The sequence below is a fragment of the Pseudomonas sp. AO-1 genome, from assembly GCF_019775695.1.
Taxonomy (GTDB): Bacteria; Pseudomonadota; Gammaproteobacteria; order Pseudomonadales; family Pseudomonadaceae; genus Aquipseudomonas; species Aquipseudomonas parakoreensis.
Genome location: NZ_CP079947.1, coordinates 1,022,881 through 1,047,198, shown reverse-complemented (window position 1 = coordinate 1,047,198; position 24,318 = coordinate 1,022,881). Strand labels below are relative to the sequence as shown.

Below are 24,318 nucleotides of genomic sequence, written 5' to 3'. Positions count from 1 at the left end.
GGCTCCCTGCCCTGCTGGCCTCAGGCAAGTTCCATGGTTTGCAGTTTTTGCTTCAGTACAGCGCGCAACCGAGTCATCTGCGCCTGGTTGCCGAAGGAGATTCGCAGACACGTCTCAAGACCATAGTCGGTCAACCGGGACGTCAGGAAACCTTCCCTCTCCAGATGCTGATGCAAATCCTGGCAGCGTGGCGCGGTGACGCATTCGACGAAAACAAAATTGACGTAGCGGCTTCTGGCTTCAATGCCGTGAGACTTGAACAGGCTCACGAGCTCCTGCCCCCACGCCTGACAATACGCCGCCGTGTTGTCCAGATGATCGCCGTCCTGCAGGACGTATTCGCCTGCCAGGGCGGAAAACGAACTGACGTTGTACGGCGCACGCCGCGCTTGCAGCGCAGGCACCTGATCGCCGCTCGCGCAAGCCCAGCCAAGGCGTAGGCCGGCAATACCGTAGGCCTTGGAAAACGTGCGCAGGCATATCGCGTTTTCCCGGCTGTTGACGATCTGAATACCAGCCGTGTTTTCCCGATCCGGCGCAAACTCTGCGTACGCTTCGTCGATGATGACGGTCGTGCCGGGTGGAATCAGCGCCACCAGCGATAACAGCTGCGAGGGCAACAGATAGTCGCCCAATGGATTGGACGGATTGACCAGCACCACGACGTCGGGCTTTTGCTCAAGAGCCAGTTGCAATGCCGCCTCATAGTCGCCGCTGGCATCCGGGGTCATCTCGCTGTAGTCGGCCCCCAGCAACGCGGCCCGGATTTTGTACATCTTGAAGCAGTGCTGTTGCGTCACGATGCGACTGCCGGGCTTCAACAGGCTACGCAGCGCAATGTCGATCAGTTCGTCCGAACCGGCGCCCACCACGACGCGCTCGGGATCAACGCGCCAGCGCTCGCCGATTGCCAGGCGCAGAGACTTGTAAGTGACTTCGGGGTATTCGCTGAGGAGCGTCGGCATCGAGGCGCACAGCTGCAGGGCCAGGCCCGATGCACCCAGCGGATTTTCGTTGGCATGCAGCCGGACCGGCTCAGTGATGGCTGTTGCCAACAGGTCACTCTTTCCCGACGAACTCATCGGCCGTGCCCTCCCAGTACCTGGGTAACGAGCGCTTCCAGGTAAGCGGTCAACGCCACATCCCGATCCAGATACGGAATGTGTTCACGCACCCGCGCATGCCAGGCGCGGCCCTTCGGCCCGAGTCTGGCGTTGCCACGAATATCGGCGGCCTGGGCTGCACAGATCAGTTCAAACGCGAGGACGTAACGCGTGTTCTGCAGCACTTCGGTCACCCGGCGCGCGGCGACTAGGCCGAAGGAAACCACGTCCTGGAAATCACCAGTGGTGGTCAGGGTCTGGATCGAGACGGGGGTGGCCAGCGAACGGTTTTCCGCCGTCAGCGACGCCGACATGAATTGCCCGCCCATGAGGCCGAAACGCAGGCCACCGTTTTCCGCGCACAGGAATGACGGCAGGCCATTGCTGTTGGCTTTGGTCAGGAAGCGATCGATCCGCCGATCCGAAAGATTGCACAGGGTGATGATGGAGATCGTCAGGTAGTCCATGGCCGAAGCGATGTATTGCCCATGAAAATGGCCATTGTGAAAAACCTCGCCGTTTTCAGGGGTGATCAACGGGTTGTCGTTGGACGAGTTCAGTTCGTTGCCGACCACGCGCTCGACAAATTCGATGGTCTCCAGCACTGGCCCGAGGATTTGCGGCGTGCAGCGAATGGAATAGGCATCTTCGATGGGCATGTCTTCCTGGCGTACCTGGTCGGTGCGCAGGGCGCTCAATTGCGAAGAGAGTTCAAGATCGTCAATCGCCAGTTCCGAGCCTTGCAGATCGGCCCAGATGGCCTCGGCAATTTTTTGCTGGCCCAGGTGCGGTTTCAACTGGTGAACATCCGGATGAAAAGGACGCACGCGAGCCTGCAGCGCTTCAAACGAGAAGGCCGAGATCGACGTGTATTGCTCGAGCAGTTCCCGGGCCTCAACCACATTCATCGCCGCCACCGCGACCATGCAGGAGGTGCCATTGATCAGCGCCAGCCCTTCCTTGTAACTCAGGTGCAGCGGCGCCAGGCCCAATTGCTCGAGCGCCTGCGCCGCCGGAATCCGGGCACCGTCGAGGTAGGCATGACCGTCCCCGGTCAGCATCCGCGCAACCGCCGCCAGCGGCCCCAGGTCGCCACTGGTCCCCAACGAGCCCTTGCTCGGGATTTCCGGGATCAGGCCGGCGTTGTAAATGGCGATATAGCGGTCGAAATTCTCCAGCGAGAGTGCCGAGTTGCCACGGGACAGCGATACGATCCGCGCAAACATGGTGGCTCGCGCCACACTGTCCGGGAACCGCTCGGCAACGTTGGTCGAGACGCCCTGAATCAGGTTCGATTGAAGCTCGTGGGCTTTGTCGATGGGCACCAGATGGTCAACGAAACCACCCATCCCGGTGTTCACCCCATAAATCACCGCGCCTTGTGCAACGAGATTTTCCAGGGCGTCTCGCGATGCCTGAACCCGTTGCCGGGTGGCTTGCGAAGCGACCACCTTTGCCCCGGGCCGGGAATACCTGATCAAGTCCTTGAGACTGACATCCACGCCGGGGGTCAGTACAAACGTGCTATCCGACGTGAAATTTCTTTCCTGAATCGTCATCTTTTCATCCCTGAGCTGCATGTGGCTGATCATCCGCCCAATCGGCGATGATCACGTTGATGGTCCTGTTGCCGGAAAAGGCGCGCCGGCCGTGGGCATACTGGAAATTGTCGAGCAGCAAAATATCGCCCGCTCGCAGATCGACATCCTGTTCCAGACGTCTGACGGTGTGGAACAACTCCAGAGTCAGGTCTTGCGGCAGTGGTTCGCCGTCACCGAAACACATGGCCTCCAACAGTTGCGGCGTGTTGCGCAGCGCCTCGGCCAATTCACTGGCGTCCTGTTCACGACCGTCGATACGCGCCCATTCGATCATCGCGGCCGCGCCCCAGAAGTGCGCCTGATTGCACCAGATGTCCGCCGCTTTGCGCGGGTGTCGGCGCATCGGGGCGATACAGTCCTGCCAGAGGATCAGGTCGCCGCCACTCCATTCGAAGTCCCAACCGCGTGTCCGGCACAGCACTTCTGCCTCGGCGGTGCTGGAAGTGGAGAACGTCTCCTGCCAGCTTTTTTTCACCCCGGGCTTGAGATTCACCCGCGCCTCGCCGGGCAGCGTGCGGCGCAACTTGAGCCCGCGATCGGTCAGTTGCTGCAGGGTGGCGCGATCAATCAACTGCTCCAGTTTGCGCATGTCCCCGACCACGGATTCACCGCCGCGCTCCGCAGGCTCGACACACACGAAAGCGATGATTTCGGGCGGATGTTGTACATAGGCCATTTCCTGATGAAGGATCACCGACCAGTCGGGCGGGGTGCGCGTCGCCTCCATGACCTTGCCCTGGATCGTCGAGCGTGGAGAGCTGCCGCCGACGTAATCGCGCGTGTGAAAACCCAGCGCACCGATGGCCCGTTCAAACACCTCGGGATCCCTGCACGGCGTGGCACCGCGAATGAGCACCGCGCCTTCACTCAGCAGCTGTGCCCGAATGTCCTGCGCCGCCACTGAAAAATAGCCCGCCGGATCGGCCTCGGCGCCGACCACAAAATCGAATGTCCCTAGTGCATTGCAGCCCGTCACCGTCATCACTCCTCAGTCCCTGGAATCGTTGGCATGTCCCTGTGCGATGCATTAGATACCATCCCCCATTTACAAATTCAACAGATAGAAATATGTTTCTTCCAATAGATTTCTCCATGGGGCGCGCACGAAATCGCGCGTAACCAAGCTGAAAACTCGATCTAACTGATTGATAAAAATAGAAATAATCTGAAGGAACAGAATCCGTATGACTGTGGAGAATTACCTGTCCCCCACTGTTGGCACCGTCGCGTCACTGCATCGGCCCGCCTCGCCCCGCGCAAGTGTCTTGCAAACACTCAAGCAACCTTGCGAGTACCCTTTCTCATGAGCGGACTCCATGCGCACTCAGGTCAACTGCAACGCAGCCTGAAAAATCGACACATCCAATTGATCGCACTCGGAGGCGCCGTCGGCACGGGGTTGTTTCTGGGCTCGGCGGGCGCACTCAAGTCTGCCGGGCCCTCGATGATCCTCGGCTACGCCATTTGCGGCTTCATCGCCTTCATGATCATGCGACAACTGGGCGAGATGATCGTTGAAGAGCCGGTTGCCGGCTCTTTCAGCCATTTCGCCCACAAGTATTGGGGCGCATTCGCCGGTTTCCTGTCGGGATGGAACTGCTGGATGCTGTACACCCTGGTCGGCATGTCCGAACTGACAGCCGTCGGCAAATACGTGCATTACTGGTGGCCCGAGATACCGATCTGGGTATCGGCTGCGGTGTTTTTTGTGCTGATCAATGCGCTCAACCTGATCAACGTCAAAGTGTTCGGCGAGGCGGAATTCTGGTTCGCCATCATCAAGGTGTTGGCGGTGATCGGGATGATCGCCATGGGCAGCTACCTGCTGGTCAGCGGTAACGGAGGGCCGCAGGCATCGCTGAGCAACCTGTGGCAACACGGCGGCTTTTTCCCCCACGGGATGGCCGGCCTGGCCATGTCCATGGCGGTCATCATGCTGTCCTTTGGCGGGCTGGAGATGCTCGGTTTTACCGCCGCCGAAGCGCAAAACCCTCGTCGCGTGATCCCCAAGGCAATCAATCAGGTGATCTACCGCATCCTGATTTTCTACATCGGCGTACTCGTTGTGCTGTTGTCATTGATGCCGTGGGACAGCCTGCTAACGTCACTCAATGCCTCTGGCGATACCTACAGCGGCAGCCCCTTCGTACGTGTGTGGTCAATGCTCGACAGCAATACCGCCGCGCACATTCTCAACTTCGTGGTCCTTACCGCGGCGTTGTCGGTCTATAACAGCGGCACCTACTGCAACAGCCGGATCCTGCTCGGTCTGGCCCGGCAGGGTGACGCGCCACAAAGCCTGGTCAAGATCGACTCGCGCGGGGTTCCTGTGCGCTCGATCCTCGCAACGGCTGCAGTGACTTTGATGGCGGTGGTGCTGAACTACGTGATCCCGCAGCAGGCCCTCGAAATACTGCTATCGCTGGTGGTGGCGACGCTGCTGATCAACTGGGCGATGATCAGCCTGGCCCACGGCAAATTTCGCCGGCACCTGAACGAGACCCGGCAGACACCACGGTTCAAGGCGCTGTGGTACCCCTACGGTAACTATGTCTGTCTGGCCTTCATGGTGTTCATCATGGCGGTCATGCTGATGGACCCCGTCAACCGGATGGCGGTCTACGCGATTCCGCTGTGGATCACGCTGGTGTGGGTCTGCCACAACATCAAGCACCGCCGCCGTGCTGCGCAAAGCCTCTACGGCGAGGCCTGATCAACCCCGGGCAAAGGCTCACTTGCGCGGTTTGATCCGCGCCGTGGCCTCGGCCACCAGCGGATCATCCGGCCAATAATGCTTCGGATACCGCCCCTTCAGATCCTTTTTCACCTCGGCATAGGTGCTGCGCCAGAAGTTGGCCAGATCCTGCGTCACCTGCACCGGCCGCCGCGCCGGGGACAATAGGTGGAGCTTGACCACTTGCCGCCCGCCGGCGATTCGCGGCGTCTCGGCGAGGCCGAACAGCTCTTGCAAACGCACCGCGAGAATCGGCGGCGACTCGCTGTAGTCCAGACGAATCGATGACCCCGACGGCACACTGATGTGATGCGGCGCCAGCTCATCAAGCTTCTGCGGCAATGGCCACGGCAGCAGACTGCGCACGATGCTCGACAGGTCCAGATTGGCGAAATGACTCAGTCGCGAGACTTTGCCCAGATAGGGCATCAGCCATGCCTCCAGGGTTTTGAGCAACGTCCCGTCGCTGACATCCGGCCATTGGCTGTCGGCCTGTGTCGCCAGATCCAATTGCCGCAACAACGCGACTCGCGCCTGCCACTGACGCAATTCCGGTGTCCACGGCAGCAACTCCAGACCTTTGCGCCGTACCAGATTGACCAGCGCCTGACTGCGCGCCGCTTCGTCAAGCCCGGTCAACGGTTCGCGGCTGAGGATCAGTTCGCCAACCTTGCGCTGACGCTCGGCGCGCAGCACGCCTTCGCGCTCGTCCCAGTCCAGTTGATCGACGGCGCGCACTTGCTCGGCGAGCACCGAGTCGAACAGCGTCGGATCGAAATCCGCCGCCAGGTAAATCCGCTCCTCGCGCTGCCCCTGACGACTGCCGAGGTCGGCGATCACAATCCACGCTTCCTTCATCAGGCTGTCGGCTTCGGCGAACAGCGCAGCGCGACCATTGGCCAGCCGATATTCGGCGCCACCGGCACGCCGCTGTTGGGCGACGCGATCCGGATAGGCCAGCGCCAGCAATGCGCCAAGCCAGCGCGGATGATCGGGATCGCTGACGGGCTCGCTGGCCTTGCCGCGCAGGTAACCGCGATACTGCCGCGCCAGTTGCCGCGCACGTTGCACGCCGCCCTGAGCACCACGCGATGCGCGCTCCTCGCCAGAGAGCAGCACCAGGCGGCTGTGCAGATCCGCCCCGGCGCCGCGCAAAATATCGCGTTCGCCGAGCAGTGCCGCGACGTCACAGGCCATGTGCGCCAGCCCCAGTGCCTGGCCGCGCAGCAACAGATGAGCGATGCGCGGATGTGCCGGCAATTCAGCCATGGCCTGACCGTGGGCGGTCAGCGCCTCGCCTTCAAGTGCGCCCAGGCGCTGCAACAGATCCTGCGCCTGTGCATAGGCTGCTGCCGGCGGAATATCGAGCCAGACCAGTTCGCCCGGCGTGACGCCCCAGCGTCCGAGTTGCAGCGCCAGACCCGCCAGATCCGCCGACAGAATTTCCGCACTGCCGTAAGCGGCGAGTTGCTCGTGCTGATCCTGCGACCACAGGCGATAACACACGCCCGGTTCCAGACGTCCGGCCCGGCCCGCACGCTGGGTGGCGCTGGCCCTGGAAATACGCTGCGTATCGAGCCGGGTCATGCCGCTGCCCGGGTCGAAACGCGGCACCCGCGCCAGCCCGGCGTCGATCACCACCCGCACGCCGTTGATGGTCAGACTGGTTTCGGCAATGTTGGTCGCCAGCACCACTTTGCGTTGGCCGGCCGGCGCCGGGTCGATGGCGGCGCGCTGGGCGTTGAGGTCCAGTTCGCCGTGCAGCGGGCAGAGCAAGACATCTTTACGCTCACCGATGGCATCGCTCAGTTGCTGATGCACACGACGGATTTCCGCCTGCCCCGGAAGGAACACCAGCAGGCTGCCGGTTTCATCGTGCAGGGCTTCGAGGACGGTCTGGGTCACGCGCTGGTCGATGTATTCGCCAGGCTGGAACGGCCGCCCCCAGCGCATCGTCACCGGGTACATGCGCCCTTCGCTGCGCAGGATCGGCGCGTCATCCAGCAACCCGGCCAGACGCTCGCCTTCCAGCGTGGCGGACATCAGCAGAATCTTCAGCGGCTGTTCAGCGCGGAACAGTTCACGACCGTTCAAACTCAGAGCCAAAGCCAGATCGGCATCAAGGCTGCGTTCGTGAAATTCGTCGAAGATTAGCAGACCGACGCCTTCCAGCGCCGGATCATCCTGCAGACGCCGGGTGAGAATACCTTCGGTGACCACTTCGATGCGGGTGTCGGGGCCGACCTTGCTGTCGAGACGGATGCGATAGCCGACGGTTTCGCCCACCTTCTCACCCAGTTCGCTGGCCAGACGTTCTGCGGCTGCACGCGCGGCGAGACGGCGTGGTTCGAGCATCAGAATGGTCTGCCCGGCCAGCCAGACTTCATTGAGCAAGGCCAAAGGCACGCGGGTGGTTTTACCGGCGCCGGGCGGTGCTTCGAGCACGGCTTCGTGGCGTGTCGCCAAGGCTTCACGCAGGGCGGGTAAAACTTCATCGATCGGCAAAGAAATCATGCTGGCTCCCAAACAGAGGCGCGAGTATAACGGCGAACTGCCAGGCGTTTGTCAGGGTCTTAATTCCACACAACGCTGCTTCGTTTTTAGATGACTCAGGAGATCCATCACATGCGCTTACCTTCTCGCCTGATCGGCGGTGTACTGGTCGCCACCCTGCTCACTCAACTCACGGCCTGCGGTTCGATTTTCTATCCGGATCGTCGCGGTCAGATCGACGGCAAGATCGACCCGGCGATTGCCGTACTCGACGCCGTCGGCCTGCTGTTCTACGTCATTCCCGGGCTGATCGCTTTCGCGGTCGACTTCACCACGGGCGCGATCTATTTCGAACCGGGCCACACGGCGCAGGTCGATCCGGCGAAACTCAAACAAGCGATCGGCCCGGACGGCCAGGTCGATAACCTCAAGTTGCAGGCTATTCTCGAAACTGAACTGGGCCGCAACCTGCCGCTGGACGATCCACGCCTGATCCAGCACAAGGGCAGCACCCAGCAACTGGCCATGTTCGGCCTGCAACCCGCCGCCTGATCCATAAGGAATTTCTGCACTCATGACCACCAGCCCCGAACACGCCCGCCTGCTGCGGCTGGCAACCCGCGCCTCGGTGGCGGTGGCCTGCACGCTGATCATCGCCAAAGCCATCGCCTGGTGGCTCAGCGGATCGGTGAGCATGCTCGCCGGCCTCACCGACTCGGCGCTGGATGGCGTCACTTCGCTGCTCAATCTGCTGGCGGTGCATTACGCACTGCGCCCGGCAGATGACGATCACCGTTACGGCCACGGCAAGGCTGAATCGCTGGCGGGCATGGCGCAGGCGCTGTTCATCGGTGGCAGTGCGGTGCTGATTGCGTTTCAGGCGTATGAGCGCATCAAGCAACCGGAGCCGTTGGGCGCACCGTGGCTGAGTATCGGTGTGATCGTTTTCTCGCTATTGCTGACCGCGGCGTTGCTGACGCTGCAACATCGGGTGATCAAGCAGACCGGCTCCAACGCCGTGCGCGCCGACTCGCTGCACTACCGCTCGGACATGCTGCTCAACGGCAGCATTCTGATCGCGCTGGTTCTCGCCGGCATGGGCTTTCATCAGCTCGATGCTTGGTTCGGTCTGGGGATTGCCGGGTACATTTTGTGGAGTGCGATCCAGATCGCCCGGGAAAGTTTTTCGGTGCTGATGGATGAGGAGCTGCCGACCGATGTCAGTCAGCACATGCTCGAACTGGCCTGCGGCGTACCCGGCGTGCTAGGTGCACATGATCTGCGCACGCGGATTTCGGGCAATCACTGGTTCGTGCAGTTGCATCTGGAGTTGCCGGGAGAGCTGACGTTGTCAGTGGCCCACGGCATCAGCGATCAGGCGGCGGACGCGATTCACACCGCCTACCCGCGAGCCGAGGTGCTGGTGCACGCCGACCCGCAGGAAGTGGTCAGGGCTGAACGGGCGCAGACCCGGCTTCAGTAAGACACCTGATAACCGCGACTGCTCAGGCAATTGCCCTGAGCCTGGCGGTAGGCCTGCACCACTTCAGGCGCTGGTTGATAGGTCGCGGTACGCGGGTCGAAACCGCTCTGCTGCACAGCGTATTGGTAGCACTGATAACCGTCCTGCTGCACCTGTTCCGGCGACTGCCCGTTGGCCGGATAAGCCTCGACGTCATAGCCCTGGGATTGTGGCTGCGGTTGCGGCGGTTGCTGCACCGGGGGTTCGACTACGACGTAATCCTGGGTGGCTTCCTGATACGCATAGTAGGAACCGGCAGCGAGGAACAGCAGCGCACCGCCGATCCACACTTCACGGGCGTAGTCCGGCAGGTACTGAATACGAATCCCGCGTGGCGGCTGCACGACGATGTAGCGCGGGCCTTGCGGGCGATACCAGTAGCCGCCGGAATAGAAGTAATCCTGACCGCGATACGGCACGCGATATTCACGATCCGGGAAGCGGTCGATCACATGCCCCGGACGGTATTGCGGGCCAGGGCCCCAACCGTTGCCATGCCCGTCCGGGCGACCCGGCCAGCGATTGTCATCGGGCCGGTTGCCGGTTTGCCATTGCTGGTTGTGGTAACCATTCTGCGGACGCTCGTCGCGGTAGTAGCCCTGACGCGGTTCCTGAGTCTGGCGCACGGTGTCGGGACGTGGCTGGATCGGCAGGTTGTTCGCCGGTGGCGGTGGCGCCTGATGAACCGGTGCAGGCTGATTGAGTGCGCGGTTCTGGTTCTGCCATTGGCCGTTATTGTGCGGCTGGCCGTTGTGCTCGAATTGGCGGCTGTTGTCGCCGCGAATGATGTCGCTGTTCTGCGGCCGCGGCGGATTTTGCGGCGGCGGATTGTTTTGCCCATGGGGCTGACGCTCACCGCCATGCCCCTGATTGCCCTGATGCTCACCGCCGTGCCCGTTATTCTCGGGGCCACGATTCTGTGGCTCGTCGGCCAACGCTTGGGCTCCGACGCTCACACACAGCAAACCAACACCGGCCAGACGCCAGATGCGCGACTTCATGCTTTTCCTCACTGCGGGTATTAAGAGGGCTTGTAGCTAAGACCGGGAATACGCACACCGGGTTCTGCGACAGGTTATCAGTCACGAAACTTATTTATTGAGGGAAGCCGTACATCGAGGCACAAAAATCGCAGACAAGAAAAAGGGAGACCCGTCGGCCTCCCTTTAGAGAACTTCGTCCTGGCTCGACGCTTTTGACGTCGGCTCACCTCACGCCGTCTTCTGGACAGTGTGCAGCTCGGGGGCCGGCACATCCCCGGTGGGGGTGGCGGCCGCGGCGGGCCTGATTGGGCGGGCCGCAGTGGACTGTGTTACCGAGCAGTGATTCTGGTGATAAGAATAGGCCGCAACGCGCGACAGATGATTGCGAAGATTGCTCAAATAAACACCGCTTGCGCAATTTTTAACCCTGGATAGATAATCCGCCGCAATAGTTACAACCAAGGACTGATTCATGAGCAAACTCGACCGTTACGACCTGAGTATTTTGGCGGAATTGCAGCGCGACGCCCGCATCTCCAACCAGGAACTGGCCGAGCGCATCGGTCTGTCGCCCTCGCCCTGCTCGCGCCGGGTCAAACAACTGGAGGATGACGGCTACATCTCGCGCCAGGTCGCCCTGCTCGATCGCAAGATGCTCGGTCTGAGCCTGACCGCCTACGTGCTGATTGGCATGGACCGGCACACCCCGGAACGTTTCGAGAACTTCGAAGCAGCGATCCGCACCTTGCCGCAAGTGCTGGAATGCAGCCTGGTGACGGGCGTGGATGCCGACTATCAGTTGAAAGTGGTGGTGCCGGACATGGATCACTATCAGAAGCTGCTGCTGGGACACCTGACCCGGATTGAAGGGGTGACCAGCGTGCGTTCGAGCTTTGTGCTGAATCAGGTGCTCAACAGCACCGAGTTGCCGCTGACACATCTGCGCAGCTAACCTGCACTCCCCTGTAGGAGCTGCCGAAGGCTCGGGCCGCGATCGGACGATCTTTTGATTTTGCTTTTCAAGATCAAGATCAAAAGATCGCAGCCTTCGGCAGCTCCTACAGGGGGGCGTGTGGTAAAGGTGCGGCACACCGACACAGGTCAATGCGTCCCCAGCCACCCCAGGCGTATAATCGCCCAGCCCTTTCAGCCCTGTGCGCGCCGGAGATGCCCGATGGATCCTGCAGTATTCGAAGAGTGGATGATGACTGGCCTGGTCAGCATCCTGATCATTTTCATGGGTTTCATCGTCTGGGATCTGGCGAAGAAGTCCAAGGCCGGGCGCTTCGGCTCGTTCATTCTGTTCTTCGTGCTGGGTCTGGGCGTGGCCGCGTTCATCATCAAGAGTGTGGTGATCGGCCTGATCGAATCCGGCGCTCTATAACCGCGCCGGCACTTCCTTCCACTGGCCCTGATCGAGCCCTTCAAGCGTCCAGTCGCCAATCCGCACCCGCACCAGCCGCAACGTCGGCAGCCCCACCGCGGCAGTCATCCGTCGCACCTGACGGTTGCGTCCTTCACGAATCACCAACTCCAGCCAACGGGTCGGCACGCTTTTGCGAAAGCGTACCGGCGGATTGCGTGGCCACAGTTCAGGCTCATCCAGTTGCCGCGCCTCGGCGGGCAGGGTCATGCCGTCGTTCAGCTCGACCCCGTCGCGCAGACGCTGCAGTTGTTCAGCCGTCGGCTCGCCTTCGACCTGCACCCAGTACGTCTTCGGCAACTTGTGTTTCGGGTCGGCGATCCGAGCCTGCAACTGACCGTCATTGGTCAGCAGCAGCAAACCTTCGCTGTCGCGATCCAGACGTCCGGCCGGATAAATGCCCGGCACATCGATGAAATCCTTGAGCGTCGCCCGCCCGCCTTCGTCACTGAACTGCGTCAGCACATCGAACGGTTTGTTGAACAGGATCAGCTTCGGCTCGGCCGGCGGCGCCTTGGCGACACGACGTGGCGCTGAGGGGGAAGGCTTCGCGCCAGGGCGGCGGGAAGGAGGACGCGGGGGACGGGACATGGCGAAAAGAACATCTGACGGTCAGGGCTGCTAATGCTAGTGCCCCGACCGCCAAATGACCACGACTAACCGTTAACGGAACGGCGGCTCGTCGAAGCTGCGCAGTTTGCGCGAGTGCAGCGAGTTGAGTTCGGTGCGCAGCAGATCCACCGCCGCGATGCCGATCTTCAAGTGCTGACTGACCGCACGCTCGTAGAACGCGTTGGCCGAACCCGGCAGCTTGATTTCACTGTGCAGCGGTTTGTCCGAAACGCACAGCAACGTGCCGTAAGGCACTCGCAGGCGATAACCCTGGGCGGCGATGGTGCCGCTTTCCATGTCCACCGCCACGGCGCGGGACAGGTTGATCAACGGACGTTCCTGGGCCCAGCGCAATTCCCAGTTACGGTCATCGTAGGTCAGCACGGTGCCGGTGCGCAGACGCTTTTTCAGCTCCTCGCCCTTCTCGCCGGTGATATTGGCCGCAGCTTGTTGCAGCGCCAGTTGCACTTCGGCCAGCGCCGGGATCGGAATATTCGGCGGCACCACACGGTCGAGAATCCCGTCGCGACGCATGTAGGCGTGCGCCAGCACGTAGTCGCCGATGGTCTGCGACTGGCGCAGGCCGCCGCAGTGGCCAATCATCAGCCAGCAATGCGGACGCAGCACCGCCAGGTGGTCGGTGATGTTCTTGGCGTTGGACGGGCCGACGCCGATGTTGACCAGGGTCACGCCATGGCCGTCGTTGGCGATCAGGTGATAGGCCGGCATCTGGTAGCGGTGCCAGACCACGCCAGCAGCAATCGCCGAGGCTTCGCCGTGATCCATGCCCTTCTCGATGATCACATTGCCCGGCAGGACCATACGCACGAAACGCGGGTCTTTGCGCAGTTGTTCCAGGCCATGGACGATGAACTGGTCGACGTAGCGATGGTAGTTGGTCAGCAGTATCCACGGCTGCACATGGCGCCAGTCGCTGCCGGTGTAGTGCACCAGACGACGCAGCGAGAAGTCGACCCGCGCGGCGTCGAACAGCGCCAGTGGCAGCGGATCGGTGTTTTCCCAGTCGTAGAGACCGTCGGCGATGCCATCGGTGGCGGCGGACAGGTCGGTACTCGGGAACACTCGCGCCAGCACCGCAGCGGTGACGCCGGAGCCGGCCAGCTCATCGCCCTGCTCGACCACGTACGGGTACGGAATGTTCTGCTGGCTGACGCCGACTTCCACGGTCACAGTGAAGTCGTGCATCAACGGCACCAGTTGTTCCAGCAGGTATTTGCGGAACGCCTTGGGGTGGGTGACGGTGACGCTGTAAGTGCCCGGCAGTTGCACCTTGGCATAGGCGCGGGTGGTCTGCGGGACTTCGCCCTGACACAGGTAGGTCAGACGCAGTTCGGGATAACGAAACAGAGCGCGCTGTTCGGCGTCGGGCTCGACGCGATCCTTGAGGTAACGCTTGAGCGCCGAGTTCAGCGCAGTGGTGGCCCGCTCATGCAGCTCGGCCAGACGATCCACGGCTTGCTCGGCGGTTTGAACGACAATAAACGCTTCGGTCACGATCAGCTTCCTGTGTTCTGACTTGCAGAGCTTCATCTTGCCTGCATCGTGGTCTCACGGGAACAGTGGCATGTTGGCAACCGCACAATATGTCGGTCACACACGGTCTCTTGTAGGAGCTGCCGCAGGCTGCGATCTCTTGATCTTGCTTTTAAAAAGATCAGGATCAAAAGATCGCAGCCTGCGGCAGCTCCTACAGGGGATTTGTGTGGGGTCAGAAACCCTGCGGGGTTGAGCGGGTGACGATGGCTTCGACGTCCAGGCCCCGCGGCAATGCGCCATAGACCCGGCCGCCACCGTTCAGACGGCTGGCAATAAACGCATCACTGACCGCCGCATTACCCGCCTCCAGCAACAACTTGGCTTGCAACCCCAGCGCTATATCTTCAGTCAGTTGCCGCGCGCGGTATTGAATATCGCTGGTGTCCTTGAACTGCGCCTGCAACTGCTGAATATGCGCGGCCAGGCGCTTGTCGCCATGGCCGTTGCCCAACTCGCTGAACAGCACATCGAGTACACCCGGCTCTTTCGACAGTGCACGCAGCACGTCGAGGCACTGCACGTTGCCCGAGCCTTCCCACGTCGAGTTGACCGGCGCTTCGCGATACAGCCGCGGCAAAATGCTCTCCTCGACATACCCGGCACCGCCCATGCACTCGGCGGCTTCGTTGATCATTGCGGGGGCACGTTTACAGATCCAGTACTTGCCCACCGCCGTCACCAGCCGGGCGAATTGTGCTTCGTGGCGGTCATCCAGATGATCCAGCGCCTTGCCCATGCGCAGGCTCAGCGCCAGTGCGGCCTCGCTTTCCAGCGCCAGATCGGCCAACACGTTCTGCATCAACGGTTGCTCGCTGAGCAGTTTGCCGCCGACCGAACGGTGCGCGCAGTGATGGCTGGCCTGAGTCAGCGCCTGACGCATCAGCGAGCTGGAGCCGACCATGCAATCGAAACGGGTCATCGCCACCATCTCGATGATGGTTGGTACGCCGCGCCCCTCCTCGCCGACCATCCATGCCAGCGCGCCGCGAAACTCCACTTCGCTGGAGGCGTTGGACTGGTTGCCGAGTTTGTTTTTCAAGCGCTGGATGTAGAACTGATTGCGCGTGTCGTCCGGACGATGGCGCGGCAGCAGGAAACAGGTCAGACCCTTGTCGGTTTGCGCCAGGGTCAGAAACGCATCGCACATCGGCGCCGAGCAGAACCACTTGTGCCCGACCAGTTCATAGGCCTGGCCCGGGCCACTGGCACCCACCGGGTAAGCCTTGGTGGTATTGGCCCGCACGTCGGTGCCGCCCTGTTTCTCGGTCATCGCCATACCGATGGTCACGCCGGCCTTGTGCGCCATACCGACATTGCGCGGGTCGTACTCGGTGGCAAGGATTTTCGGCAGCCACTGTTCGGCCAGATCCGGCTGCAAACGCAGGGCCGGGACGCTGGCGAACGTCATGGTCAACGGGCAACCGCTACCCGCCTCGGCCTGGCTGTGCAGATAGCTCATCGAGGCGCGGGCAACATGCGCGCCGTCCTGCGGATGAGTCCAGGGTGACGAGGTCAGGCCATGTTCGATCGCAGTGCGCATCAGCTCATGATAGGCCGGATGAAACTCCACCAGATCAATGCGATGGCCGTAACGGTCATGGCTGACGAACACCGGTTTGTTCTGATTGGCGAGGAACCCGGCTGCCATCAGCGGTCCGCCGGCCAGCGCACCGTAGGCATCGATCCGCGACTCGGCCCAACCGGCGCCAAAGCGGCGCGACCACTCCTGCAATGGCAGGTCGATGCGGTACAGGTTGGCACCGTCCAGCGATGGCGGCTGGTTGGTGACTTCGTGGGTTTCGGCGAACTGATGCAGGTTCATGACGGGGCTCCTTTGGTCAGCCAAGGGATTCAGTTAAGCACCGGCCCGTGACTGATCAAAGTGTCATATGCGCCGAACTGTCGGCGCTTTCACCCTATTACGCGCTGAGCACCCGACGCTCCAGCGCCGTCTGCAGGTCTTCGAATTTCACCGGTTTGTTCAGGTAATCGATGCGCGTACCCGGCGCGCAATGCTCGCGATCCGTGCCCTGCGCCAGCATGAACACCGGCAGACTGGCGCAGCCGGGCAACGCATGAATCTGGCAGCACAGCGACGCCCCTTCGTGGGAGGGCAACTGGCAATCGATCAGCACCGCATCGAAGTTTTCCCGTTGCAGACAATCGAGTGCCGCCGCGCCGTGGTCCGCCGTGCGCACGCGGAAACCGAGCTTGAGCAGCATGCCGCGCATCACCAGTTGGTTGACGCTGTTGTCGTCGACGAGCAATACCGTGCAGTCCTGCGGCGCACGGATCCGCTCCTGCAGCGGGGCCGGGCTCGGCGCCGCTTCGACCGCCGGCAGTTCGAACTCGACGTCCAGCTGAAAACGGCTGCCACGCCCGGGTTCGGAACGATGGGTGAGCTTGCCGCCGAGCAACTCCACCAGTTGCCGACAGATCGCCAGCCCCACGCCCAGGCCGCCGTATTCGCGGGTCATCGAACCGTCGAGCTGGAAGAAGCGCTGATACAGCGTCGCCTCGCCCAGATCGGTGAAACCGATGCCGGTGTCGATCACCGCAAACGACAGCGCCAAGCGGTTTTCCGCCGCCGGCTTGCCGGTGACGCGCAGAGCCAGGCCACCGACCCGGGTGAACTTGATCGCGTTGTCCAGCAGGCACTCCAGGCACTGCGCCAGTTTTGCACTGTCGCCGTGCAAGCGATCCGGCAGGGTCGGCAGCACCTCGACCTTGAAGTCCAGCGACTTGCTCGCCGCGTTGCCGTCGAACTGCACGCGCAAGGCCTCGACCACCGCGCGCAGGCTGAAGCTGCCCGGCGTCGCTTTCAGCTTGCCGGCCTGCAATTCGGTGAGGGTGAGGATGCCATTGACCATGCGCATCATGTCCCGCGCAGAACCGGCGGCGGTTTGCTGGTATTGCTCCAGTTCAGGCTCCAGCTCGACGGTCTGCATCAGTTCCAGAGAGCCGATCACGCCGTTCATCGGCGTGCGCAATTCATGGGTCAGGGTCGCGAGGAATTCATCCTTGAGCTTGTTGCTGTGCGCCAGTTGCTGGTTGAGCACTTCGAGTTTCTGCCCGGCGTCGAACAGGGTCTGCGCCTGTTGCTCGCGCATCGCGTTGATGCGGTCGGCCAGCGCCAACGACAGCAGCGCGACTTCGATCGCCGAGCCGATCTGACTGGCGTACATGGTCAGGAACACGTTTGGCAGCAAGCCGAGGACCATCAGCGTGTTAACGATACCGCCGAGCAAAAACGCCGACCAGGCAATAATGAAGTAACGCGCCACCCGCAAGCCGCGCCACCAGGCGAGAATCCCGGCAGCGAAAATCACCACGGTGAACACCAGCGCCAACAGGGTCGCCAGGCGCAACGACAGCGCATAGCTAGTCATCAGCGACAGCCCGACCACCAGCGCACCGAACGCAATCAAAGCGATCAGCAGATAGTCGAGCCAGCGGCTGTGGGTTCGTGTCTGCAGGAAACTGCGGGCGAACTGGCTGCCGAACAACCCGGCGCAACCGATGAAAAACGGTGTGGCGGCGTTGGCCCACCACGGATTGTCCGGCCAGAAATACTCGACCGCCGCGCCGTTCACCGACAGTTGATAAAGGCCGAACGAGGCGATGTAGAAGATGTAATAGAGGTAACTGGTGTCGCGCACGCTCAGGTAGATGAACAGGTTGTAGACCAGCATCCCCAGCAGCACGCCATAGATGATCCCCAGCACATACAGGCGCACCGGTTGATCTTCGAGGTACGCGGTGCTCGACCATAACGTCACCGGCGCCTGAATCGAACCTTCACTGGCCAGGCGCAGGTACACGGTTTTTTGCTGGTCAGGGGCGAAGGTCAGGTCGAACAGGTAATTGTTCTGCCGGATTTCGCGACTGGCGAACGGCAAAGCGTCGCCGGTTTGCCGGATCAGCCGATAGTCGCCATTGGCATCGGCCATATAAAGGTCGAGGTGATCCAGCGGCGGATACGCCAGCTCCAGCAGCCAGGTGCGCTGCGCGGCCGGATTGTCTGGACGGTAATGCAGGTCGATCTTCAGCCAGAACGCCGAGCGCGAGTAACCGGCATTGAGCGTGGCTTTGTCATGGGGTTTGAAATTGCCCGCCGCCGCTTGAGCGCGAACGTCGGCGATGTTCGCCTGACCGCTCGGGTCTTCGAACACCTGCAGGGAGCGACCCAGGGGAAGGCTCTGGGTATTTTCGTCGAACTCGACGGCGCTTGCGAGGAGGGGCAAGCAGAACAGCAACATCAGCAAATAGCGCATTGAAGCCCCAGCGTGGCTCGTCCGGTTGTGTCAGGAAGCCCCCCATTCCCTTTGAGTAGACGTAAAACCGGTATTACCTGTTATTGGTTTGGATCCAGACTAGCATAGCCGTTGATGGCCATTGAGCACCATCGAAATTTTTCCTGCAAAGGCTCTAGAACGGGCGTTTCAGAGCAAAGCTGCGGACTAGAGCTGTTGAGTTGGTCAACTCGCTACAACGGCGCATGTTGTGCATACCTCTGTGGCGAGGGGATTTATCCCCGATGGGTCGCGAAGCGGCCCCAAACCATGCAACCAGATTCTTTCAGACACGATTCGTAGAATGGATTTGCGACTGCTTCGCAGCGCATCGGGGATAAATCCCCTCGCCACCATTGCTACCCGACTAATGGCCGCAATGTGTCAGACAATCTCTAGCCAAACGCTTTCAGGACTGAACCCCAAAATCAGGTTTGGTGGTAAGCTCGCGCACCATGAATATCTACAGCTCCCGCCCCGTTGTCCTCTGTCTCTCCGGCCACGACCCCAGTGGTGGCGCCGGCTTGCAGGCAGATATCGAAGCCTTGCTTGCGCAGGGTTGCCATGCGGCTCCGGCCGTCACCGCCCTGACCGTGCAAGACACCGTCAACGTCACTGACTTCCGCGTCCTCGACCGTGAGTGGGTACTGGCCCAGGCCAATGCCGTGCTCAACGACTCCGAAGTCGCAGCGGTCAAACTGGGCATGCTCGGTTCGCTGGAAATGGTCGACACTGTGGTCGAACTGCTTTCTGCACACCCGCACCTGCCGGTGGTCTGCGACCCGGTGCTGCGTGCCGGCGGCGGCGGACGACTGGGCAAGGATGAAGTCGGTTACGCGATGCGCGAGCGTCTGCTGCCACTGTCGATCATTGCCACCCCCAACCTGCCCGAAGCGCGGATCCTCGCTGAACTGCCCGAAGGCACCGCGGACGAATGCGCGGAAAAACTCCTGCCGTTCGTCAAAAACCTGCTGATCACCGGCGGCCACGGCGACGAAACTGAAATCCACAATCGCCTGTACGGCCGTGACGGCCTGCGTGAAACCTTCTATTGCCAGCGTCTGCCAGGCAGCTATCACGGCTCCGGTTGTACCCTGGCCAGCGCTATCGCCGGTCGTCTGGGCCAGGGCGAACACCTCGCCAGCGCCGTGCGTACCGCGCTGGATTACACCTGGCGCACCCTGCGCGATGCCGAACAACTGGGCAAAGGCCAGTTCGTGCCGCGTCGTCTGCCGCTGGATTTTTGCTCGTAACGCCGTGAGGTCTGCCTGATGAAACTACGTGGCCTGTACGCCATCACCGACAGCCAGTTGCTGGCGGGCAAGTTTCTGTCGTACGTGGAGGCGGCGCTGGAAGGCGGCGTCACCCTGCTGCAATACCGCGACAAAAGCAGCGACGAGGCCCGCCGCCTGCGCGAGGCCGAAGCTTTGCGTGATCTGTGCGAGCGTTACAAGACGCAGTTGATCATCAACGATGACGCCGAACTGGCCGCGCGCCTGAACGTCGGCGTGCACCTGGGGCAGACCGACGGCCCGCTGTCGCCGACCCGCGCCCTGCTCGGCTCCAAAGCCATCATCGGTTCGACCTGCCACGCGCAACTCGAACTGGCCGAGCAAGCCGCCAAAGAAGGCGCGAGTTATGTCGCCTTCGGTCGCTTCTTCAATTCCAGCACCAAACCCGGCGCGCCAAGCTGCAGCCTCGATCTGCTCGACGAGGCCAAACGCAAGCTGCATCTGCCGGTCTGCGCGATTGGCGGCATCACCCTCGACAACGCCGCGCCGCTGGTGGCCCACGGTGTCGACCTGCTGGCGGTGGTCCACGGCCTGTTCGGTGCCCAGAGCACCGCCGAAGTGACTCGCCGCGCCCGCGCCTTCAACGAACTTCTGAAAATCTGATTTGAGAGCCCGAACATGTCTCGTTCCGAAACCCTGTTTGCCAGTGCCCAGAAACACATTCCCGGTGGCGTGAACTCGCCGGTTCGCGCGTTCAAGAGCGTGGGCGGCACACCGCTGTTCTTCAAGCATGCCGAAGGCGCCTACGTCACTGACGAAGACGACAAGCGTTATGTGGATTACGTCGGTTCGTGGGGGCCGATGATCCTCGGCCACAGTCACCCGGATGTGCTCGACGCGGTGCGCAATCAACTGCAACACGGCCTGTCCTACGGCGCGCCGACCGCGATGGAAACCGAGATGGCCGATCTGGTCTGCTCGCTGGTGCCGTCGATGGACATGGTGCGCATGGTCAGCTCCGGCACCGAAGCGACCATGAGCGCAATCCGTCTGGCCCGTGGTTACACCGGTCGTGACAGCATCATCAAGTTCGAAGGTTGCTACCACGGTCACTCCGACAGCCTGCTGGTCAAGGCCGGTTCCGGCGCACTGACTCAAGGCGTGCCGAGCTCCGCCGGTGTACCGGCAGCATTTGCCAAACACACCTTGACCCTGCCGTTCAACGACATCGACGCCGTGGAGAAGATGCTCGCCGAAGTCGGTCAGGATGTCGCCTGCATCATCGTCGAGCCAGTGGCGGGCAACATGAACTGCGTACCGCCGGCACCGGGTTTTCTCGAAGGCCTGCGTTCGCTGTGCGACAAGCATGGCGTGGTGCTGATTTTCGACGAAGTGATGACCGGTTTCCGTGTTGCCCTCGGTGGCGCTCAGGCGTACTACGGCGTAACCCCGGATCTGACCACGTTCGGCAAGATCATCGGCGGCGGCATGCCGGTCGGCTGCTTCGGCGGCAAGCGCGAAATCATGCAGCGCATTGCGCCGCTGGGCCCGGTGTATCAGGCCGGGACCCTGTCGGGCAACCCGCTGGCGATGGCCGCCGGTCTGACCACCCTACGCCTGATCAGCCGTCCGGGATTCCACGCCGAGCTGACCGACTACACCACGCGCCTGCTCGACGGCCTGCAACAACGCGCCGATGCGGCGGGCATTCCGTTCGTCACCACGCAAGCGGGTGGCATGTTCGGCCTGTACTTCAGCGGTGCCGACGACATCGTCACCTTTGAAGACGTGATGGCCAGCGACGCTGCGCTGTTCGGTCGCTTCTTCCACCTGATGCTGGAAGGCGGCGTGTACCTCGCGCCGAGCGCATTCGAAGCCGGTTTCACCTCGATCGCCCACGGCGAAGCCGAGCTGAAAATCACTCTGGACGCTGCCGAGCGCGCCTTCGCCGCACTGAAGTAATCGCCGTGCCGCTGACGTTGGCCATCGCCAGCGTCAGCTTTTACCTACACCCAAGCCGTTTTTCCCACGCCCCTGCTAAAAATCGGCAAGAAAGTGGGCGATATATTCCCCGCGCAGCAGAAAAACGAGTAAAGACTTTGTAAGGTTGGCCCTGCTTATTTCATAATGCGCGCTTATTGGATCCCTCGATGGGTCCGCGTGCCCTTCAGAGGTAAGTCGATTCCCATGAACCGCACCGGCCGCACCCTTGCCTTGGGCTGCCTGTTGCTCCTTCAGCCCCTGCTCGCGCATGCACAAGCAGGCGGCAACTCGTTGTTGATCCCGGCGATGGGTCGTTGCACCCTCAATACCCAGCCGCAAGACGTCACGCAGGCACTGGCCGCCTGCCAGAAAGCGGCGGACGAAGGGGATGCACAAGCGCAATACGAGTTGGGTGAGTTCTACTACGACGGCAAGAATGCGCCACGCGATCTCAATCAAGCCCTGAGCTATTTCGAAAAGGCCTCGTTGCAAGGCCACGCTCAGGCGCAGTTCAAGCTCGGCACCATGTTCTTCCACGGTGAAGGCGTGCAGGCCAACAACATTCAGGCGTACATCGTGCTGAAGATGGCCGCGGTCAACGGCGCCGAAGATGCGCTGGACACCGCCGACGAAGTCTCCGAAAAAATGTCCCGCGAAGACCTCGAAACCGCGACCCAGGTGCTGGGGCAAATTTTCCGTAAATACCTGATGGAACTGCAGAACGCCGATGGGCGTACGCCGTTTTCGCCATTGCCATAAGAGCTTTTGTGGCGAGGGGATTTATCCCCGATGGGTTGCGTAGCAGCCCCAAAACCCTGCAATCAAGTTCCTTCTGACATACCTTGCTGAATGGACTTGCGACTGCTTCGCAGTCGATCGGGGATAAATCCCCTCGCCACAAATCATTTCAAATCCAGATCCGGGCTTACTTCTCAGGCATCGGCATCGGAAACGGCATCACATTGCCGACCGCACCGCGGGCTTCGCTGATTTTCGGGGTGCCCAGACGTTCCACCTCGTCGATGCGCACGATCGAATGCATCGGCACAAAGCTGCGCACCACGCCTTCGAACTGCGCCTTGAGCTTCTCTTCGCTCGGATCGACCACCACTTGCGTGCGCTCGCCAAAGACGAACTCTTCCACTTCCAGAAAACCCCACAAATCACTTTGATAGATCTGCTTGGCGTACATTTCGAACACCTGGCCCTGGTTGAGGAAAATCACCTTATAGATTGGAGCTTCGCGTTTGGTCATGGCGGGGGGATAACATCGGGGATAAAAATGAGGGCGCAAACTATAGCATAGCCACCGGACGCGCAGCGGTAGGAACCTGAGGGCTTGTTCCCTATAATGCCGGGTTCTTTGAATCACGTGACGACCCTACTCCATGGCCAAGAAGCTTTACATCGAAACCCACGGTTGCCAGATGAACGAGTACGACAGCTCGCGCATGGTCGATCTGCTGGGCGAACATCAGGCCCTGGAAGTCACCGCGCGCGCTGAAGATGCCGACGTGATTCTGCTCAATACCTGCTCGATCCGCGAGCGCGCCCAGGATCGGGTGTACTCGCAGCTCGGCCGCTGGCGCGAACTGAAACTGGCCAACCCGGACATGGTGATCGCCGTCGGCGGTTGCGTGGCCAGCCAGGAAGGCGCGGCGATCCGTGATCGCGCCCCGTACGTCGACGTGGTCTTTGGCCCGCAAACCCTGCACCGCCTACCGGAAATGATCGATGCCGCACGCAGCAGCAAGTTGCCGCAGGTCGACGTCTCGTTCCCGGAAATCGAAAAATTCGACCACCTGCCCGAGCCGCGCATCGACGGCCCGAGCGCCTACGTGTCAGTGATGGAAGGTTGCAGCAAGTACTGCACGTTCTGCGTGGTGCCCTACACCCGTGGCGAAGAAGTCAGCCGGCCGTTCGATGACGTGATCGCCGAGATCATTCACCTCGCGGAAAACGGCGTGCGTGAAGTGACCCTGCTCGGGCAGAACGTCAACGGCTATCGCGGCCTGACCCACGATGGTCGCCTGGCCGATCTGGCCGAGCTGATCCGCGTGGTCGCCGCTGTCGACGGCATCGACCGCATCCGCTACACCACTTCGCACCCGCTGGAGTTCTCCGACAGCCTGATCCAGGCCCACGCCGAAGTGCCGGAACTGGTCAAACACCTGCACTTGCCGGTGCAGTCGGGCTCGGATCGAATTCTGGCCGCAATGAAGCGCAACCACACCGCACTGGAGTACAAGTCCAAGCTGCGCAAATTGCGCGCTGCCGTGCCGGGCATCTGCATCAGTTCGGATTTCATCGTTGGTTTCCCGGGCGAGACCGAAAAAGACTTCGAACAAACCATGAAGCTGATTGCCGATGTCGGCTTCGACTTCTCCTATTCGTTCGTCTACAGCCAGCGTCCGGGCACGCCGGCGGCCGATCTGGCCGATGACACCCCGGAAGAGCTGAAGAAAGAACGCCTGAACGCCTTGCAGCATCGCTTGAATCAGCAAGGGTTCGAGATCAGCCGACAAATGGTCGGTTCGATCCAGCGCATTCTGGTTACTGACTATTCGAAGAAAGACCCGGGCGAGCTGCAAGGGCGCACCGAGAATAATCGTATCGTCAACTTCCGCTGCGATAATCCGACCCTGATCGGCCAGTTCGCCGACGTGCACATCGACGCGGCGCAACCGCACTCGCTGCGCGGCTCGTTGATCCAGTAATAGATATCAGAGGCACAGAGAAACCTGTGGGAGCTGGCTTGCCAGCGATGAGGCCATCAGCCACGA

Annotated in this window: 20 protein-coding genes; 10 read left to right on the top strand and 10 right to left on the bottom strand. The window is 61.4% G+C overall.

The window, feature by feature from the left end; all coding sequences use genetic code 11:
- Positions 1–20: 20 nt before the first annotated feature.
- From KVQ82_RS04860 to KVQ82_RS04850, 3 genes are read right to left on the bottom strand one after another with little or no spacing between them, the layout of a single operon-like run.
- Positions 21–1,082, bottom strand: a complete 1,062-nt coding sequence (locus tag KVQ82_RS04860) for a histidinol-phosphate transaminase (RefSeq protein ID WP_222018229.1) — start codon at positions 1,080–1,082, stop codon at positions 21–23.
- Entirely contained in the window at positions 1,079–2,662 is a 1,584-nt protein-coding gene (locus KVQ82_RS04855) for a phenylalanine aminomutase (D-beta-phenylalanine forming) (RefSeq protein ID WP_041065084.1), read from the bottom strand. Before KVQ82_RS04855 ends, KVQ82_RS04860 begins: the two co-directional genes overlap by 4 nt.
- 4 nt (positions 2,663–2,666) lie before the next feature.
- Entirely contained in the window at positions 2,667–3,686 is a 1,020-nt protein-coding gene (locus tag KVQ82_RS04850; protein WP_260688037.1) for a TauD/TfdA family dioxygenase, read from the bottom strand.
- Between the two features lie 321 nt (positions 3,687–4,007).
- On the opposite strand from KVQ82_RS04850, the gene KVQ82_RS04845 reads away from it, so the two are divergent.
- Positions 4,008–5,417: an amino acid permease gene (locus tag KVQ82_RS04845; RefSeq protein WP_041065082.1), complete on the top strand. Its 1,410-nt coding sequence runs from the start codon at positions 4,008–4,010 to the stop codon at positions 5,415–5,417.
- 18 nt (positions 5,418–5,435) lie between these two features.
- Here the strand turns inward: KVQ82_RS04845 and hrpB are convergent, their stop codons facing one another.
- Positions 5,436–7,952 (bottom strand): ATP-dependent helicase HrpB, encoded by a 2,517-nt coding sequence (hrpB, locus tag KVQ82_RS04840; protein WP_222018226.1) that lies wholly within the window; start codon positions 7,950–7,952, stop codon positions 5,436–5,438.
- 111 nt (positions 7,953–8,063) lie between these two features.
- Between hrpB and KVQ82_RS04835 the strand changes: the two genes are divergently transcribed.
- Both KVQ82_RS04835 and KVQ82_RS04830 read left to right on the top strand, forming a co-directional pair.
- The gene (locus tag KVQ82_RS04835) at positions 8,064–8,483 is read left to right on the top strand and encodes a hypothetical protein (RefSeq protein ID WP_025108718.1); all 420 of its coding nucleotides are present in this window, start codon (positions 8,064–8,066) and stop codon (positions 8,481–8,483) included.
- Positions 8,484–8,505: 22 nt separating this feature from the next.
- Positions 8,506–9,414, top strand: a complete 909-nt coding sequence (locus tag KVQ82_RS04830) for a cation diffusion facilitator family transporter (RefSeq protein WP_222018224.1) — start codon at positions 8,506–8,508, stop codon at positions 9,412–9,414.
- Here KVQ82_RS04830 and KVQ82_RS04825 read toward each other — a convergent pair.
- Entirely contained in the window at positions 9,408–10,454 is a 1,047-nt protein-coding gene (locus KVQ82_RS04825; protein WP_222018222.1) for a DUF6515 family protein, read from the bottom strand. The two genes, KVQ82_RS04830 and KVQ82_RS04825, sit on opposite strands and share 7 nt — an antisense overlap.
- A 454-nt stretch (positions 10,455–10,908) precedes the next feature.
- Between KVQ82_RS04825 and KVQ82_RS04820 the strand changes: the two genes are divergently transcribed.
- On the top strand, positions 10,909–11,388 hold the full coding sequence (locus KVQ82_RS04820; RefSeq protein WP_007909658.1) for an Lrp/AsnC family transcriptional regulator: 480 nt from the start codon (positions 10,909–10,911) through the stop codon (positions 11,386–11,388).
- 222 nt (positions 11,389–11,610) lie between these two features.
- Positions 11,611–11,820: a DUF2788 domain-containing protein gene (locus tag KVQ82_RS04815; RefSeq protein WP_003228500.1), complete on the top strand. Its 210-nt coding sequence runs from the start codon at positions 11,611–11,613 to the stop codon at positions 11,818–11,820.
- On the opposite strand, the gene KVQ82_RS04810 is transcribed toward KVQ82_RS04815, so the two are convergent.
- The 4 genes from KVQ82_RS04810 to KVQ82_RS04795 all read right to left on the bottom strand — a co-directional run bounded on the left by KVQ82_RS04810 (position 11,815) and on the right by KVQ82_RS04795 (position 18,302).
- Positions 11,815–12,450 carry a pseudouridine synthase gene (locus KVQ82_RS04810; RefSeq protein WP_041065061.1) on the bottom strand — a complete coding sequence of 212 codons (636 nt, stop codon included), beginning with the start codon at positions 12,448–12,450 and terminating at the stop codon, positions 11,815–11,817. The genes KVQ82_RS04815 and KVQ82_RS04810 overlap by 6 nt on opposite strands.
- A 72-nt stretch (positions 12,451–12,522) precedes the next feature.
- Positions 12,523–14,022 carry an AMP nucleosidase gene (gene amn / locus KVQ82_RS04805; RefSeq protein WP_196302448.1) on the bottom strand — a complete coding sequence of 500 codons (1,500 nt, stop codon included), beginning with the start codon at positions 14,020–14,022 and terminating at the stop codon, positions 12,523–12,525.
- Positions 14,023–14,200: 178 nt separating this feature from the next.
- Positions 14,201–15,850 (bottom strand): acyl-CoA dehydrogenase family protein, encoded by a 1,650-nt coding sequence (locus KVQ82_RS04800; protein ID WP_222018220.1) that lies wholly within the window; start codon positions 15,848–15,850, stop codon positions 14,201–14,203.
- A gap of 97 nt (positions 15,851–15,947) precedes the next feature.
- Entirely contained in the window at positions 15,948–18,302 is a 2,355-nt protein-coding gene (locus tag KVQ82_RS04795) for a hybrid sensor histidine kinase/response regulator (protein ID WP_222018219.1), read from the bottom strand.
- Positions 18,303–18,775: 473 nt separating this feature from the next.
- Between KVQ82_RS04795 and KVQ82_RS04790 the strand changes: the two genes are divergently transcribed.
- From KVQ82_RS04790 to KVQ82_RS04775, 4 genes are all read left to right on the top strand, one after another.
- On the top strand, positions 18,776–19,573 hold the full coding sequence (locus tag KVQ82_RS04790; RefSeq protein WP_222018217.1) for a hydroxymethylpyrimidine/phosphomethylpyrimidine kinase: 798 nt from the start codon (positions 18,776–18,778) through the stop codon (positions 19,571–19,573).
- A gap of 18 nt (positions 19,574–19,591) precedes the next feature.
- On the top strand, positions 19,592–20,215 hold the full coding sequence (gene thiE / locus KVQ82_RS04785) for a thiamine phosphate synthase (protein ID WP_041065048.1): 624 nt from the start codon (positions 19,592–19,594) through the stop codon (positions 20,213–20,215).
- 15 nt (positions 20,216–20,230) lie between these two features.
- Positions 20,231–21,514 (top strand): glutamate-1-semialdehyde 2,1-aminomutase, encoded by a 1,284-nt coding sequence (hemL, locus tag KVQ82_RS04780; RefSeq protein WP_222018215.1) that lies wholly within the window; start codon positions 20,231–20,233, stop codon positions 21,512–21,514.
- Between the two features lie 225 nt (positions 21,515–21,739).
- Positions 21,740–22,294, top strand: a complete 555-nt coding sequence (locus KVQ82_RS04775) for a tetratricopeptide repeat protein (protein WP_047296791.1) — start codon at positions 21,740–21,742, stop codon at positions 22,292–22,294.
- A 166-nt stretch (positions 22,295–22,460) separates the two neighbouring features.
- Here KVQ82_RS04775 and KVQ82_RS04770 read toward each other — a convergent pair whose 3' ends face one another.
- Positions 22,461–22,790 carry a DUF1820 family protein gene (locus tag KVQ82_RS04770; protein WP_003185742.1) on the bottom strand — a complete coding sequence of 110 codons (330 nt, stop codon included), beginning with the start codon at positions 22,788–22,790 and terminating at the stop codon, positions 22,461–22,463.
- A gap of 133 nt (positions 22,791–22,923) precedes the next feature.
- Here KVQ82_RS04770 and miaB point away from each other — a divergent pair, with 133 nt between their 5' ends.
- A complete protein-coding gene (gene miaB / locus KVQ82_RS04765) occupies positions 22,924–24,252 on the top strand; it encodes a tRNA (N6-isopentenyl adenosine(37)-C2)-methylthiotransferase MiaB (protein ID WP_007960557.1) in 1,329 nt (442 codons plus the stop codon).
- The last annotated feature ends 66 nt before the right edge of the window (positions 24,253–24,318 follow it).

Excerpts from the sequence above, each read along its gene's own strand:
- KVQ82_RS04860 (WP_222018229.1), bottom strand. The coding sequence starts at position 1,082 with ATGAGTTCGTCGGGAAAGAGTGACCTGTTGGCAACAGCCATCACTGAG.
- KVQ82_RS04855 (WP_041065084.1), bottom strand. The coding sequence starts at position 2,662 with ATGACGATTCAGGAAAGAAATTTCACGTCGGATAGCACGTTTGTACTG.
- KVQ82_RS04850 (WP_260688037.1), bottom strand. The coding sequence starts at position 3,686 with ATGACGGTGACGGGCTGCAATGCACTAGGGACATTCGATTTTGTGGTC.
- KVQ82_RS04845 (WP_041065082.1), top strand. The coding sequence starts at position 4,008 with ATGAGCGGACTCCATGCGCACTCAGGTCAACTGCAACGCAGCCTGAAA.
- hrpB (WP_222018226.1), bottom strand. The coding sequence starts at position 7,952 with ATGATTTCTTTGCCGATCGATGAAGTTTTACCCGCCCTGCGTGAAGCC.
- KVQ82_RS04835 (WP_025108718.1), top strand. The coding sequence starts at position 8,064 with ATGCGCTTACCTTCTCGCCTGATCGGCGGTGTACTGGTCGCCACCCTG.
- KVQ82_RS04830 (WP_222018224.1), top strand. The coding sequence starts at position 8,506 with ATGACCACCAGCCCCGAACACGCCCGCCTGCTGCGGCTGGCAACCCGC.
- KVQ82_RS04825 (WP_222018222.1), bottom strand. The coding sequence starts at position 10,454 with ATGAAGTCGCGCATCTGGCGTCTGGCCGGTGTTGGTTTGCTGTGTGTG.
- KVQ82_RS04820 (WP_007909658.1), top strand. The coding sequence starts at position 10,909 with ATGAGCAAACTCGACCGTTACGACCTGAGTATTTTGGCGGAATTGCAG.
- KVQ82_RS04815 (WP_003228500.1), top strand. The coding sequence starts at position 11,611 with ATGGATCCTGCAGTATTCGAAGAGTGGATGATGACTGGCCTGGTCAGC.
- KVQ82_RS04810 (WP_041065061.1), bottom strand. The coding sequence starts at position 12,450 with ATGTCCCGTCCCCCGCGTCCTCCTTCCCGCCGCCCTGGCGCGAAGCCT.
- amn (WP_196302448.1), bottom strand. The coding sequence starts at position 14,022 with ATGAAGCTCTGCAAGTCAGAACACAGGAAGCTGATCGTGACCGAAGCG.
- KVQ82_RS04800 (WP_222018220.1), bottom strand. The coding sequence starts at position 15,850 with ATGAACCTGCATCAGTTCGCCGAAACCCACGAAGTCACCAACCAGCCG.
- KVQ82_RS04795 (WP_222018219.1), bottom strand. The coding sequence starts at position 18,302 with ATGCGCTATTTGCTGATGTTGCTGTTCTGCTTGCCCCTCCTCGCAAGC.
- KVQ82_RS04790 (WP_222018217.1), top strand. The coding sequence starts at position 18,776 with ATGAATATCTACAGCTCCCGCCCCGTTGTCCTCTGTCTCTCCGGCCAC.
- thiE (WP_041065048.1), top strand. The coding sequence starts at position 19,592 with ATGAAACTACGTGGCCTGTACGCCATCACCGACAGCCAGTTGCTGGCG.
- hemL (WP_222018215.1), top strand. The coding sequence starts at position 20,231 with ATGTCTCGTTCCGAAACCCTGTTTGCCAGTGCCCAGAAACACATTCCC.
- KVQ82_RS04775 (WP_047296791.1), top strand. The coding sequence starts at position 21,740 with ATGAACCGCACCGGCCGCACCCTTGCCTTGGGCTGCCTGTTGCTCCTT.
- KVQ82_RS04770 (WP_003185742.1), bottom strand. The coding sequence starts at position 22,790 with ATGACCAAACGCGAAGCTCCAATCTATAAGGTGATTTTCCTCAACCAG.
- miaB (WP_007960557.1), top strand. The coding sequence starts at position 22,924 with ATGGCCAAGAAGCTTTACATCGAAACCCACGGTTGCCAGATGAACGAG.